The sequence below is a fragment of the Trinickia soli genome (assembly GCF_002879855.1).
GTDB classification, from domain to species: Bacteria; Pseudomonadota; Gammaproteobacteria; order Burkholderiales; family Burkholderiaceae; genus Trinickia; species Trinickia soli.
Genome location: NZ_PNYB01000032.1, coordinates 46,555 through 59,909 on the forward strand (window position 1 = coordinate 46,555; position 13,355 = coordinate 59,909).

A 13,355-nucleotide genomic window follows, 5' to 3' on the forward strand; every position below is an offset into this window, starting at 1 on the left:
GAGTGGGCGCCTGGGCGCCTGCCTGACGGAGCGCTCAGGCACCGTTCGGTGCCGTTACCGGCGCACGGTCGAAAAAGTAGATGCCGTGCGGCGATCGTCCCACTGCAATCGTCTTGATGAGCTTGCGCGACGCCAGGTCGATCACGCCGACATGCTTGGAGAAGCGAAACGTCACCCAAAGGTAGCGTTTGTCGGCCGTGAGCTCCATATCGTCGGGGCCGGGCATGAGGCCCGTGATGTCGCCGACGTTCGTCAGCGTGTTTTCGTCGATGATGCTGATCGTGCTGGCCACGCGATTGCTGACGGCGACGTGCGTGCCGTCGTCGAGCGAGCGGAAATTGTGGGCGCCCTTGCCCGTTTGAATCCGCTTGACGACCGCCTGCTTGCGCCAATCGACAACGGCGACGTCGTCCTCGCCCGTCATGCCGACGAGCAGATACTTGTCGCCCGGCGTCAGCCAGAGGCCGGCGGGCGTGTTGCCCACCTTCATCTTCCACTTGACCGTTTGCGACGCCAGATCGACGGCTGCGATTTCGCCAGACACCTGCAGCGTGACGAACACCGTCTTGCTGTCGTTGCTGAAGGCCATGTGGCTCGGCATCGTCGCCAGCGGCAGGCGCTTCACGAGCGTCGGCGTCTCCGTCTTGTCGTCATAAGCGTAGATGTCCAGACGGTCCAGGCGCAGGCCGGTCGTCACGAACCACTTGCGATCGGGCGAGAAACCCAGTTGATAAGGATCCTCGATGTTTTCCAGGCGCTTTTGCACCTTCCCCGTCTTGGGGTCGACAAACATCAGATCGTTCGAGACCGAATCGGCCACGATCAAAAACCGGCCGTCGGGCGTCGCCATCAGGTGATGGGGCTCCTTGCCCGTCGGCGTCTTCGCGCCCACCACCTGCTGCGTGGCTTCGTCGATCAGCGAAAGCGTGGCTTCGCCGGAATTGAGGACGATGACGTTGTTCGCGTGTGCCGCGGGAGCAAGCAATGCCGCCGCGAGGAGCGCGGGAAGCGCGGTCGCCAGCACGCCGAGCGTACGTTTGACGCGCCCGACGCATGAGGAGAAAGAGGTAAGCATGAGAACCCGTTTGAAAAACCGCCGCCATCATTAAACGTTTGCCACGCAGTACGGTTGACCCGGATTCAAAAAACGCAGCCAACGACGGCAAACGGGCATAGCCGGAACGCGAACCCATAAAGGGCGGCATCGCGCCGCCCGTGCGCTCATCGCTGCATCGATTCCCACACTTTATGCAGCCGCTTGACGGAGACCGGCATCGGCGTACGGAGTTCCTGCGCAAACAGCGATACGCGCAGCTCTTCGAGCAGCCAGCGAAATTCCGTGAGCCGGCCGTCGGTCACCCCGCCTCGAGCCGATTGCGCACGCTGATATTGCTGAAGCAGCGGCTGCATTTCCGCAAAGGAACGCGCATCGCGGGTCGGATCGGCTTTGAGCTTGTCGATTCGCTGCGTGATCGCCTTCAGGTAGCGCGGGAAATGCGCGAGTTGCGAGTAAGGCGTATCGACGACGAACCGCTTGCCGATCAGCCCCTGCAACTGCTGCTGCATGTCGGCGTACGCCGCGGCGAAAGGCTTGGCCTGTGCCAGCTTTTTGGTCACGGCGGCGTATTCGGTCAGGATCTGCCCGACGAGCCGCGCGATCTCCTGCGCAAGCAGCGACAGTCGCCCCCTGCCCTCGTCGCGACGCGTGTGGAAGCTCGTGTCGTCGTCGGGCAACGGATCCTGCAGGCAGGCGCGATCGAGCGCCGTATCGATCAGCTGATCACGCAGTGCCTCCTGGGTGCCGAGCGGCATGAACTGCATGGCCATTTCGCGCAAGCCCGGCAGATTCTTTTCGAGGTACTTGATCGGCTCGCGCAACTGCAGCGCAAACAGGCGCCGCAAGCCCGCGCGATGAATCCGGGCGGCTTCCTCTGGCGAATCGAAGACTTCGACGTCGCAGTGCGTCGTGCGATCGACCAGCGCCGGATAGCCGAACAGCGTCTGTCCACCGCGCCGAATCTCGAGCAACTCGGGCAGCTTGCCGAAGTTCCACGTCGTCAGGTTGTCATAAAGGGCGGTGGTGGTCGTGCCCGGGGCCGCAGCGCCCGCCTCACCGCTCCTGCGGCCGGTGTCCGGCGCGCGCTCGCCCGCCTTCGACGCATTGGCCGACGTATGAGCCGACGCGTGCGAGCGCGCGGGCGCCGCTGGCGTGTCGGCCGCCGCGCCGAGCCGCCCGGCCCCGCTCCCCGTCAACGCTGCGCCGGCCGCAAGCTTTTGGAAATGCCGTTGCGCGTCGGCGCCGAGTTCACCGCGCAGCTGCGCGAGATTGCGGCCCATCGCGAGCTGCCTGCCGTGCTCGTCGACGATCTTGAAGTTCATGAACAAGTGGGCGGGCAGCGTTTCGAGCTTGAAGTCGGTCGACCTCAAAGCAACCTGCGTCTGCTCGCGCACATCGGCGATGATCGCCTCGACGAGCCCGCCGCGCAGCGTGTCCCCGCGCGCGGCCTGCTCCCGCTGCGCCTGACGATCGACGAACGCAGCCGCATAGTCCGGCAACGGCACGCAATGGCGGCGCAGCTTCTGCGGCAGCGATTTGAGCAGCAGATGCACCTTCTCCTTGAGCATGCCCGGCACAAGCCATTCGGTGCGCCGCTGGTCGACCTGATTGAGCGCGTAAAGCGGCACGGTCAGCGTCACGCCGTCGCGCGGCGAACCGGGCTCGAAATGGTAGCCGAGCCCCATTTCGATGCCGGCCATCGTGATTCGCTTCGGGAACAGATCGGTCGTGACGCCGGCCGCTTCGTGACGCATCAGGTCGTCGCGCGACAAATAGAGCAGACGCGGCTTGTCTTCGCCCTGACCGCTCTTCTTCACTTCGTCGCGATACCAGCGCTCGAACGCCGCTCCGGTATAGACGCCCTCGGGCAACGCCTGATCGTAGAACGCGAAGATCAGTTCGTCGTCGACGAGCACGTCCTGACGACGCGACTTATGCTCGAGCTGCTCGATGTCGGCGAGCAGCTTCCGGTTATGAGCGAAGAACGGGAGCTTCGTGTCGAATTCGCCTTCGACGAGCGCCCCGCGAATGAAAAGCTCCCTCGCACGCGCGGGATCCTGCCGACCGAAGGCCACGCGGCGGCGATGATAGACAGGCAGCCCATAGAGCGTCGCCCGCTCGAACGCCGTCACCTGCGCCGGCTTCTTCTCCCAGTGCGGCTCGGAGAGCTGCTTGTTCAGCAGATGGCCGGCGACCTTCTCGATCCACTCCGGCTCGATTTTGGCGAGGCAGCGTGCGTAGAGCCGGCTCGTCTCGACGAGTTCGCCGGCCATGACCCAGCGCCCCGCCTTCTTCGCGAGCGTCGAGCCGGGCCACAGGAAGAATTTGATGCCGCGCGCGCCGAGGTAATACGGTTCGTCGTCGGCTTTCAGACCCACATTGCCCAGCAAGCCCGTCAACAGGGCCAGATGGATTTGCTCGTAGGTCGCTTCGCTTTCGTTCAAGCGCCAGCCGTGCTCGCGCACGACCGTCAGCAACTGCGAATGAACGTCGCGCCATTCGCGCAGCCGTAGATGCGACAAGAACTGCGCGCGACAGGCATCGACGAGTTGCCGGTTCGACTTCTTGTGCGCGACGGCCTCGCCGAACCACTTCCATATCCGCAGCCACTGCAGAAACTCGGAACGCTCGTCCGCGAAACGGCGGTGTGCTTCATCGGCCTGCTCCTGGGCATCGGCCGGGCGTTCGCGCGGATCCTGGACGGACAGCGCGCTCGCGATCACGAGCACCTCCGTCAGCGCCTGCTGGTCGCGCGCGGCCAAAATCATGCGGCCCACGCGCGGATCGAGCGGCAAGCGCGCAAGCTCGCCGCCGAGCGGCGTCAGCGCGTTGTCGTCGTCGACGGCGCCAAGCTCGGCCAGGAGCTGGTAGCCGTCGGCAATCGCGCGGCCCGGGGGCGGCTCGATGAACGGGAACGTCTCGATTGCCGTCAGGTGCAGCGCCTTCATCCTCAGGATGACGGCCGCCAGCGACGAACGCAGGATTTCGGGGTCGGTAAAGCGCGCGCGGCCCTGGAATTCGGTTTCGTCGAACAGCCGGATGCAGACGCCGTCCGCCACCCGGCCGCAGCGGCCCGCGCGCTGATTCGCGGCCGCCTGCGAAATCGCCTCGACCTGCAACTGCTCGACCTTGTTGCGGTACGAATAGCGTTTCACGCGCGCGAGGCCCGTATCGACGACATAGCGAATGCCGGGCACGGTCAGCGACGTTTCGGCGACGTTCGTCGCGAGCACGAGACGCCTCGCGTTCGACGGCTTGAACACGCGCGCCTGCTCTTCAGCCGAAAGCCGTGCGAACAGCGGCAAGATCTCGGTGTGCGGCGGATGATGCTTGCGCAATGCCTCGGCCGCCTCGCGGATCTCTCGCTCGCCAGGCAGAAACACGAGCACGTCGCCGGGGCCTTCGCGGCACAGCTCGTCGACGGCATCGACGATCGCGTCCATGAGGTCGCGATCGGCGTCGCGCGCGCTTCTGGGGCGCGCCGCGGTGCCCTGTGCGGCCTTGATCGCCGCGCTCTGTTCCTCGACGGGACGATAGCGGATTTCGACCGGGTAAAGCCGGCCGCTCACCTCGATCACGGGAGCGGGCGTCTCTTCGCCGTCGAAATGGCGCGCAAAGCGTTCGGCGTCGATCGTGGCCGACGTGACGATCAGTTTCAGGTCGGGCCGCCGCGGCAGGATTTCCTTCAGATAACCGAGCAGAAAATCGATGTTCAGACTGCGCTCGTGGGCCTCGTCGATGATCAGCGTGTCGTAGGCGCGCAAAAGCGGATCGGTTTGCGTCTCCGCCAGCAGAATGCCGTCGGTCATCAGCTTGACCGACGCGCCGGGCGCAAGGTTATCGGTGAATCGAACCTTGTAGCCGACCACCTCGCCGAAGGGCGTGCCGAGTTCCTCGGCGATGCGCCGGCCCGTCGCGGACGCTGCGATCCGCCGCGGCTGCGTATGGCCGATGAGCCCCGTGCCGCCGGCGCCGAGCCCGCGACCGAGGGAAAGACATATTTTCGGCAGTTGTGTGGTTTTGCCCGACCCTGTCTCGCCCGAAACGATCACGACCTGATTGTCGCGAATCGCGCGCGCGATCTCGTCGCGCCGCGCCGATACCGGCAGTGCGGCCGGGAAATCGATCGGTGGGACGGGATTGGGCGGGGCGGCAGGACGGCGCGGGCCTGGGCCGCGAGCCGCCCGAGGCGTGCGTGGGGCCTGCTGCGCCGGTTGCGCGTGTTGTGCGCGGACCTCACTTGCGGCCGGACTTTTGGGTACGTTCGACATGGGGGCGCATTATAATCCCGGCATGAATTCCCAAACCGACCTCGCCCCCACGCCGGAGAGCGCCGCTGCGCGTTCCGCCGTACCCGACACCGCCGCCGTCTCGCCCGCCCAGTTCGTCGACTGGATGCGATCGGTGGCGCCGTACATTCACGCGTTCCGCAACAAGACGTTCGTCGTCGGGTTCGGGGGCGAAGTGGTCCACCAGGGGCTGCTCAACGCGCTCGTCTCCGACGTCGCGCTGCTGCAGGCGATGGGGATCCAGATCGTGCTCGTGCATGGATCGCGCCCGCAGGTGGAAGAGCAGATGAATCTGCATGGCGTGCAGTCGGAGTTCTCGCACGGCATGCGCATTACGGACGCGCGAGCGCTGGAGTCGGCGAAGGAAGCGGCCGGCGAAGTGCGCCTCGATATCGAAGCGGCGATCAGCCAGGGCTTGCCGAACACGCCGATGGCGCACGCGCACATCAGCGTCGTCTCGGGCAACTTCGTCACGGCGCGCCCGGTCGGCATTCTCGACGGCGTCGACTTCGCGCACACGGGCGTCGTGCGCAAGATCGATGCGGAGTCGATCCGCCATTCGCTGGCGAGCCGCAAGCTCGTGCTGCTCTCGCCGCTCGGCTTTTCGCCGACAGGCGAGGCGTTCAATCTGTCGATGGAAGACGTCGCCTCCGCAGCCGCCATTGCGCTGCGCGCCGACAAGATCATTTTCCTGACCGAAACGCCGGGGCTCATGGACGACGCCGGCGAACTCGTGCAGGAGCTGTCGCTCGACGACGCCTACAAGCTGCTCGACAGCGGCGAGGTCAAGGGCGATGCGGCGTTCTATCTGAAACATGCCGTGCGCGCCTGCCGCGGCGGCGTCGCACGGGCGCACATCATTCCGTATGCGCTCGATGGCAGCCTTCTGCTCGAACTGTTCCTGCACGACGGCGTCGGCACAATGATTTCGTATGAAAACCTCGAAAGCCTGCGCGAAGCGACGCCGGACGACGTCGGTGGCATCCTGACGCTGATCGAGCCGCTCGAATCAGACGGCACGCTCGTCAAACGCGGCCGCCATCAGATCGAGCGCGACATCGATCACTTCTCCGTCATCGAGCACGATGGGGTGCTGTTCGGCTGCGCGGCGCTCTATGCGTACCCGCAAGAGCGCATCGGCGAAATGGCCTGCCTGACCGTGGCGCCCGATGCGCAAGGCGCGGGTGACGGAGAGCGGCTGCTCAAGCGCGTCGAGCAACGCGCGCGCGCGCGTGGCCTGACCCGTATTTTCGTGCTGACGACGCGCACGGAGCACTGGTTCTTGAAGCGCGGCTTCGTCAAGGCAACGGTCGACGACCTGCCCGAAGACCGCCGTCGCCTCTACAACTGGCAGCGTAAGTCGCTCGTGCTGATGAAGCACCTCTGAGCGCACCGGCATCGCTGCCCGACTCTATCGACTACAGGAGAAATTTACGATGGCCCGCATGGTTCAATGCGTCAAGCTCGGCAAGGAAGCCGAAGGACTCGATTTTCCGCCGCTGCCGGGCGAGCTCGGCAAGCGCATCTATGAGGGCGTTTCGAAGGAAGCCTGGCAAGCGTGGCTCAAACAGCAGACGATGCTGATCAATGAGAATCGCCTGAACATGGCCGATCCGCGCGCTCGCCAGTACCTGATGAAGCAGACCGAGAAGTTCTTCTTCGGCGAAGGCGCCGATCAAGCGGCGGGATACGTGCCGCCGACGGAAGGGTGAGCTGCACTGCCCCTCTGCCCTGCCTTCAGTTCATGCGTTTGACCTGATACCCGCGGCTCGCCAACGTTGGCGAGCCGACTCATCCCGCCACCAGCGTACGAAGCTCCACCTTCACGTGCGCGCCTTCGATCAGCAACATACCCGCCGATATCGGCAATTTGAAACGCCGCGGGCCCGCACTGCCCGGATTGACGAACAACACGCCGTCGCGCGTCGCCATCGACGGTTTGTGCGAGTGCCCCGTCACGACCACGTCGATTCGCGCCTGCTGCAGGTTGATTCGCAAGTCGGCGATATCGTGGACGACATGAATCGCAACGTCGCCCGTCGTCAACGTCGTCGCATGTGGCAAACCGTCGGCCCACGGGCCACGATCGTTGTTGCCGCGCACCGCGGTGACAGGCGCGATCCGCGCCAAGGCGTCGAGCACGTCCGGTTTGCAAATATCGCCCGCATGCACGATCGCATCGACGCCTGCCAGCCACGCCAACGCCTCCGGCCGCACGAGATTGTGCGTGTCGGAAATGAGACCGATGCGGATGGTAGCGCTTTGGTTGCGCATGGAGATCGATCGCCGATCAGCCCCGCCAGAGCCGGCGCCGGCCGGAAACGCGCCGCTAGACCGCTGCGGCCGCGCTGGTTTGACGGTGCCCGAGCAAGCCACGCGAGCGATGCAACGCCGCGCGCGCGCCGCGCGTGGCCATGACCGCGCCGACCTGCCCCAGGTTGAAATCGAGCGACACCATCAATTCCATCAGTTCGACCATCGGCAAGACGACGGTCGGGCTATACAGCCGTTGTTCGATGAGCTTCTTCATGGCGACTCTCCTGGCTGGCGCTGCGGGGCAGCCTATGCCCCGTCATGCAGCCTGATCGCCATTCTAGAGACGCGCGCGATGCCGATAAATGCGTCAAATCGAAAGTCAGAAGCCGCAAGAAACGAACAATCGCGACGCGCCGGGCTCAGTGACCTATTCCAGCGGCGCGCCGAGAAACGCCGGCAATGCTTCGGCCCGCTCGGAGAGCGCCGTCAGCGCCGGATAACGGCTCGCATCGAACTCGCCCGGCAGGATGTACTGCGTGAAGCGCCAAGCCACGGCCACTGTGATATCCGGCTGCATGAGACGGTCGCCGCACAGCCACGCGTCGGCCCTCAGGCTCGCCATGTCGCTTTCGAGCGTATCGTATGCGGCAGTCAATTGCTTCTGCAGCCGCTCGAGCCACGGCGCATGCTGCTTTTCCTGCGGCCGCACTTTACGCTCGTAGATGGTCTGGACGGTCTTCTCGCAAGCTGCCAGCGCAAACCCGACCAGGTGCAGCGCCCGGCGGCGCATCGCGTTCTCCTGCGGCATCAGACGCGCTTGAGGAGCGACGCACTGATCGAGATAATCGAGGATGAGCGTGGAATCGATCAGTTGCGTGCCATCGTCGTCGATGAACGTGGGCGCTTTGACGACGGGATTGATCTCCCGGAACTGGTCGAAGCTGCGAAATACGGACAGCGGCCGGTGCTCGAACGGCATGCCGTACACAGCCATCGAAATGGCCACGCGGCGCACGAACGGGGAATCCATCATGCCAATCAGTTGCATCGATGCCTCTCTTTCATGTAGAGAAAAACACGGGGTGCGCAAAGCGGGACAACAGTTTGCCGTCCATGGCCGCTCGCGGCAACCCGGTTGTCTGCGGGTGGCACTCAATTGGCAGAAAAAGAAGGAAGAAATGCCGACGCCGCAGTCGGCCAGCACTACGTTCGCCTATTGTTTGAACCATCCAGCGTGCGAGACCGCCGCAACGCATCGGCGTTTGCAAGGTCGAACCAGGACAGCGTTGCAACGGGAGGCAGCATCATGACGACGCGCTCATCTTCGCTTGTCGCGTGCATCGCCGTCCTTGTGGCGGAAGCGGCATGCACGCCGATATCGTCCGATTACGCCTATTCGACGACAGTGCGCCTACCCGACGGAAAGACGGTCGATTGCGACGTCAACGAATGGCCCGCAAGCGCGAGCGGCGCGCCCAACGGCTTGAGCCTGACCGAACAACGGCAAGCCGAGGTGCTGGCCACCCAGCGGTTGCGTGTCTTGAGCGGTCCCTATTCGGAATACCCCACGCCTTACACGGCGCCGGTCATTCGCTGCAAGCCGACCCATTAGCGCGCAAGCGCGTCGCACGCGACCGGTCCGCTTCGGTCATCGTCCAGGTTGAATCCGCAGTTCGTTGTCCTCGGCGAACCGCATGACGAAGTCGAATGCCTCGGGACAGATTTCGGCAAGCTCCGCACAGACGTCGAGACATTTGACGCTGCCATCGACGTACGGCACGGCAAGCCATGTCGCCGCGACGCTGCTGCCCGGGCGCCGCTCCTTGACGAACAGCGCGATGACGCCCGCGAGCCGCTCGGCCCAGTCGCCCGGACGAAATGGCTTGCCGCTGTGCATGAGCCCGACGATGCGATGGCCGGTGCGGCGGTGCCCCTCGCTTCGACAGGTGTCCGCCGGCTTCGGGCAAACGTCTATCGTACTCATGCGTGAATGATCGGGAGACGCTGCCGCGAGCCCGATGACGTTGATTCCCGCCTGCCGAGGCGTCGCCCGTCCCGGTCAAGGCGAAACGACGCCACCGTTTCATCGAGCATGCGCGCCTGCTCTTCAAGCGACGCCGCAGCGCTCGCCGCCTCTTCGACCAGCGCGGCATTTTGCTGCGTCGTCGTTTCCATCTGCGACACCGTGCGGTTGATCTGTTCAATACCCGACGATTGACGCTCCGACGCCAGGCTGATTTCGGCGACGATCTGCGTCACTTCACCTGCCGCATCGACCACTTGCGTCATCGTCGCCCTTGCGCGTTCGGCGAGTTCCGTCCCGGCTTGTACCTTCGCGACGGAGGTCGTCATCAATTCGCGAATCTCCTTGGCCGCCGCGGCAGAGCGCTGCGCCAGCGCCCGCACTTCCCCGGCCACTACAGCGAATCCGCGCCCTTCTTCGCCCGCTCTCGCCGCCTCAACCGCGGCATTGAGCGCAAGAATGTTCGTTTGGAAAGCGATGCCTTCGATCGCGCCGATGATGTCGACAATGTGCTCGGAGTCGGCCGACATATCGGTTATCGCATCGACGATCTCGCTCACGACACCGCCGCCCCGCCGCGCCGTTGCGGATGCCGTCTCGGCCAACGCGTCGGCATTGCGCGCATGGCCGGCATTCTGTGTAACCGTCCTCGTCAACGCTTCGAGACTCGCCGCGGCTTGCTGCAACGCCGCCGCTTGGCGCTCCGTACGCACAGAGAGGTCCGCATTGCCGTGGGCCATTTCATGCACGCCGCGCCTGATTTCGGCGGTGCCTTCGCGCACGCGCGTCACGGCATCGGCCAAGCTGCGTTGCATGCTGGCCAGCGCGGCCATCAAACGGCCCATTTCGCCACCGAACGACGTATCGATCGCCGAAGTCAGATCGCCGGTTGCGATCCGCTCGAAATGGTCGATCGCCGCGCCGATCGGTTTGATGACAGCGGCGCGCAAAAACCTGCGCGCGAGCAGCGCGAATCCGACCGACGCGCAGCCGACCATGGCGAACAGCCCGAGCAACTGATGGAACCGCTGTTGCGCCTGCGCGAAATGAAGCTGCTGTGCCCGCACTTGAAAGTCAACGAGTTGGCGCGATGCCCGCTTATAGTCCTCGAACAGCGAATCGGGCGCCTGTCGCTCGATCATCCGAAACGACGCGAAGTCATCCTGATCGAGTGCCGCCACCTCCGGCGCAATGACCTGTTTGATCAGCTTGTCTCGCACCGCGCGCAGCGCCGTGCCCAGCGCAGCTTCGACATTATCGGATACGGGAAGTGCTCCGTATGCCGACAGCGCGCGATCGCTCGCAGCCAGTGCGGCATGCGCGCGCTCGAGCGTGGCCGCCGTCGGCTTGCCTTGGGCGACGAGCGTCTCATAGCCGCCCAACTCCACACGCGCCTGTAAAAGGTCAGCGGTGCTGTCGGCCAAAGCCGTCAATGCGGCGGTCTCGCCGCTGTACATTCGTTCGAGCGCGACGTTGGCGGATTTGAGCCCCGCTACCGACGCCACGATGACCAGGACGAGCGCGCCCGTGTAACCGACAACCGTCGCGGTCAGCGCGGCTCGAATGTTAGTAATCCTAACCATGCTGTCTTCCCCAAAAAAAAGGCGGCGGACGAACCGGATCGCCGCCGCCCAGGCCGCCGCGAGGCGGCTGGTCGTCTCGGACCAGGAGGGGAAAATCAGAAGCGCGTGCGCATGCCCGTCGCGACTTCGAGTTGGCTGTTGTGGCCGTTGGTTCCCGCCACCGTGTAGCCGCCATGCAGTTTCATATAGTCGGCTGCCAGATAAAGCTCGGTGCGCTTGGACAGGTGATAGAAGGTCGATGCGTAGACCGTCTCCTTGTAACCGTTGTGAACCGTCGTCGCCGTCGTGTCGAATGCGCCCGAGTTGGCGTTCGGAATGTTGCCGTCCGCGTTGTACGCGGCATTCTTCACGTGCATCTGCTGGTAGCCGAGTTCATAGTCGAGCGGACCGTGCGGCGCGAGCTTGAACGACACCGTCCACGCATTGTCCTCACGCTCCGGCAGCGAGCCCTGCTTGCCCGTGTAGTGGAAATAGCCCGCGTTGACCTTGCCGATGCCGAACCGATAGTTGCCGCCCAGGGAGTACGTTTGATCGGTGAAGCCGCCGTTGTTCGTGTGGTTGTAGAAACCGCCCACGGAGAACGAAGGACCGTTGTAGCCGAGCGCCGCCTGGTAGCCCGAGCCCGTAGCAAACTGCGTGGAGTTGCTGAACTGATAGTCGGCCGCCGCGTAGATGCCGTTGCTGAACAGCTTCTTCCACGCGATGCTGTTTTCAGAGCGCGTGCCGGTCGGTCCCGCCGCGTAGAACACGAGCTGCTTGAAGTTGTTCGAGTTCGAGTAGGCGCCTTCCTTCGTCGAAAACTGCGAGCTCGTGTACGGGTCGCCGTACAGCCCCGAGAAGTCCTTCGCCACCGTATCCTGGAAACCGACGGTCACCTGACCGACGGTCGGGTTCACGAGGCCGACCCACGAATCGCGATCGAAGATCTGGCCCGGGTCTTCCATGTTGCCGTTCGTGCCGACGAACTCGCTTTCCAACGTGAAGATGATTTTATTGCCGCCGCCGATATCTTCGGCGCCGCGCAAGCCCCAGCGGCTGCCGCTGAACCACGGCTCGCCGTCGTGCCCCATCGCAATGACGTGATTGCCGGCCGCGTTCGCGTTCGTCGTATAGGCCAGGGCCGTCATGTCGATCAGGCCGTAAAGCTGAACGCTCGATTGCGCATGGGCGCCGCTTGCTACCAAAGCGCCCGCCGTCAGCGCCAACGTTCGATACGTCTTTTTCAAGATCGTCTCCTCTCTTACTGCGTTGAAATTATGTTTTGCGCGAAGCCGGCTCAAGTCTCCGTGCTTTGCTTTTGCATCGCCGCAATGGAGAGAATCGTATCTTTCCCTATCCTTCACGATCCTTTCGCCGATCGTTAGTACTACTAAGTATTTTCACGTAAACGGGCATATGTCTGCGTTATTTTCTTGGAACCGATTCGCTACGATCCGTCCTTCGCGCGCAACACGTAGCCCAATCCGCGCAACGTCATGATCTGGGCGGTCGAATGCATCAAATGCTTACGTAAGCGATGAATGTAGATGTCAATGGCGTCGGCGCTCGGCTCGTCTTCGAGGCTGTAGACGGTTTCCATCAGCGCAGACTTCGATACGGTCTTGCCTTGCTTGAGCATCAACGCTTCGAGAATCGCATGCTCGCGTCGCCGCAATGCGAGTGGGACATCTTGATGACTGAACTCGCGCGTGTTCGTGTTGTACTGAAGATCGCCGCAGACGAGGGAAACGGCTTTTCCGCTCGCTTGACGCCGGATCAGCGCTTTGATGCGCGCGATCAGCTCGCGCGCATCGAACGGTTTGACGACGTAATCGTCGGCGCCGGCGCTGAAGCAGTCGACCTTATCGTCGATCGACCCGTGCGCCGTGAGCATGAGGACCGGCGCGTTGTCGCCGCGCCTGCGCAAACGCGCGAGCACGTCCTTTCCGCTCATGCGTGGCAGCCGCATATCCAGCAGGATCAGGTCGTAGCGCCCCGTGAGCAACACGGCGTCGGCCGATTCGCCGTCGGGCACGCAATCGACGGTGAAGTTTTCCCCTTGCAGCAAATTGACGATCCAATGCGAAAGTTCGGCATTGTCTTCCACGAGCAACAGCTTCATCGTTTCAATCCTTCCAAACCGGCAGGCGCACGGTAGCGACGAGTCC

General features: G+C 63.8%; 12 protein-coding genes. 3 read left to right on the forward strand and 9 right to left on the reverse strand.

Going from position 1 to position 13,355, the window contains the following annotated elements:
• Positions 1–34: 34 nt before the first annotated feature.
• Positions 35–1,075 carry a YVTN family beta-propeller repeat protein gene (locus tag C0Z19_RS25170; protein WP_102612563.1) on the reverse strand — a complete coding sequence of 347 codons (1,041 nt, stop codon included), beginning with the start codon at positions 1,073–1,075 and terminating at the stop codon, positions 35–37.
• Positions 1,076–1,221: 146 nt separating this feature from the next.
• Complete coding sequence (gene hrpA / locus C0Z19_RS25175; RefSeq protein WP_102612564.1) at positions 1,222–5,328, reverse strand: ATP-dependent RNA helicase HrpA; 4,107 nt, start codon at positions 5,326–5,328, stop codon at positions 1,222–1,224.
• A gap of 22 nt (positions 5,329–5,350) precedes the next feature.
• On the opposite strand from hrpA, the gene argA reads away from it, so the two are divergent.
• Together argA and C0Z19_RS25185 are read left to right on the forward strand one after the other, a co-directional pair.
• Positions 5,351–6,733, forward strand: a complete 1,383-nt coding sequence (gene argA, locus C0Z19_RS25180; protein WP_102612574.1) for an amino-acid N-acetyltransferase — start codon at positions 5,351–5,353, stop codon at positions 6,731–6,733.
• 49 nt (positions 6,734–6,782) lie between these two features.
• Positions 6,783–7,058, forward strand: a complete 276-nt coding sequence (locus C0Z19_RS25185; protein WP_102612565.1) for an oxidative damage protection protein — start codon at positions 6,783–6,785, stop codon at positions 7,056–7,058.
• 79 nt (positions 7,059–7,137) lie between these two features.
• Here C0Z19_RS25185 and C0Z19_RS25190 read toward each other — a convergent pair whose 3' ends face one another.
• From C0Z19_RS25190 to C0Z19_RS25200, 3 genes are all read right to left on the reverse strand, one after another.
• Positions 7,138–7,620, reverse strand: a complete 483-nt coding sequence (locus C0Z19_RS25190) for a metallophosphoesterase family protein (protein WP_102612566.1) — start codon at positions 7,618–7,620, stop codon at positions 7,138–7,140.
• Between the two features lie 55 nt (positions 7,621–7,675).
• Positions 7,676–7,876, reverse strand: coding sequence for a hypothetical protein (locus tag C0Z19_RS25195; RefSeq protein ID WP_102612567.1), 201 nt, complete (start codon positions 7,874–7,876; stop codon positions 7,676–7,678).
• 153 nt (positions 7,877–8,029) lie between these two features.
• On the reverse strand, positions 8,030–8,650 hold the full coding sequence (locus C0Z19_RS25200) for a glutathione S-transferase (protein WP_102612568.1): 621 nt from the start codon (positions 8,648–8,650) through the stop codon (positions 8,030–8,032).
• A gap of 258 nt (positions 8,651–8,908) precedes the next feature.
• On the opposite strand from C0Z19_RS25200, the gene C0Z19_RS25205 reads away from it, so the two are divergent.
• Positions 8,909–9,214, forward strand: a complete 306-nt coding sequence (locus C0Z19_RS25205) for a hypothetical protein (protein WP_102612575.1) — start codon at positions 8,909–8,911, stop codon at positions 9,212–9,214.
• Positions 9,215–9,250: 36 nt separating this feature from the next.
• On the opposite strand, the gene C0Z19_RS25210 is transcribed toward C0Z19_RS25205, so the two are convergent.
• The 4 genes from C0Z19_RS25210 to C0Z19_RS25225 all read right to left on the reverse strand — a co-directional run bounded on the left by C0Z19_RS25210 (position 9,251) and on the right by C0Z19_RS25225 (position 13,309).
• On the reverse strand, positions 9,251–9,586 hold the full coding sequence (locus C0Z19_RS25210) for a DUF3579 domain-containing protein (RefSeq protein ID WP_102612569.1): 336 nt from the start codon (positions 9,584–9,586) through the stop codon (positions 9,251–9,253).
• Positions 9,583–11,208 (reverse strand): methyl-accepting chemotaxis protein, encoded by a 1,626-nt coding sequence (locus tag C0Z19_RS25215; RefSeq protein ID WP_102612570.1) that lies wholly within the window; start codon positions 11,206–11,208, stop codon positions 9,583–9,585. Before C0Z19_RS25215 ends, C0Z19_RS25210 begins: the two co-directional genes overlap by 4 nt.
• A gap of 95 nt (positions 11,209–11,303) precedes the next feature.
• The gene (locus C0Z19_RS25220; RefSeq protein ID WP_102612571.1) at positions 11,304–12,434 is read right to left on the reverse strand and encodes a porin; all 1,131 of its coding nucleotides are present in this window, start codon (positions 12,432–12,434) and stop codon (positions 11,304–11,306) included.
• A 200-nt stretch (positions 12,435–12,634) separates the two neighbouring features.
• Positions 12,635–13,309, reverse strand: coding sequence for a response regulator (locus C0Z19_RS25225; RefSeq protein WP_102612572.1), 675 nt, complete (start codon positions 13,307–13,309; stop codon positions 12,635–12,637).
• Positions 13,310–13,355 lie beyond the last annotated feature (46 nt).